Origin of the sequence: Kitasatospora nipponensis, assembly GCF_039528135.1 — a bacterium.
GTDB classification, from domain to species: Bacteria; Actinomycetota; Actinomycetes; order Streptomycetales; family Streptomycetaceae; genus Kitasatospora; species Kitasatospora nipponensis.
The window spans coordinates 1-519 of sequence record NZ_BAAALF010001158.1 but is presented as its reverse complement, the minus strand read 5'-3'; the positions used below and the strand labels follow the sequence as shown (position 1 = coordinate 519).

At 64.7% G+C, this 519-nt stretch carries 1 pseudogene; it reads right to left on the bottom strand.

Features of this window, described 5'->3' with window-relative positions:
• A pseudogene (locus tag ABD323_RS45400) lies at nt 1-519 on the bottom strand (hypothetical protein); the annotation flags it as partial.

Below are 519 nucleotides of genomic sequence, written 5' to 3'. Positions count from 1 at the left end.
GCCATATCTGCTGCGTGAGCGCCAAGAGCGATCGCACCAGAGACCAGCGCAACTGGCGCTGCGATTGCGTTGATGCCGGGAATGAAGGACAGGACACCGGCGATAGCGGAGACAATGCCGGCGATATCACCGATCGTGCTGAGAGCCCCTTCGAAGAACTCGCCGATTCCTTCCCAGAAGCCTTCGTCGGGTGCGCGGTCACCGGCCTCACGGAGTTTCTTCGCGCACTCCCGTGACGCGTCCTCCCAGCTGTTCTTGAGCTGTTCGGCGTTCCGTCTGAGCTCTTCCACGGTGGCGGCGGCCGAAGCGGCTGCCTTGTTGGCGCGCGTGGCGGCCTCCGCCGCGCCCTGGTCTGCAGGTGCGTCGGAGAACTGACTGGCGGCCTGGACCTGGGCCTGGTTCGCGTGCTGCGCTGCTGCCAGTGCCTGTTGCTCCTTGTCGAGCGCTTCGCGCAGGTTTTCTTCGATACGTGAGGCGTGCTGCTTGAGGTCGGTGAGCCGGTCTGACCAGGCTTTCAGG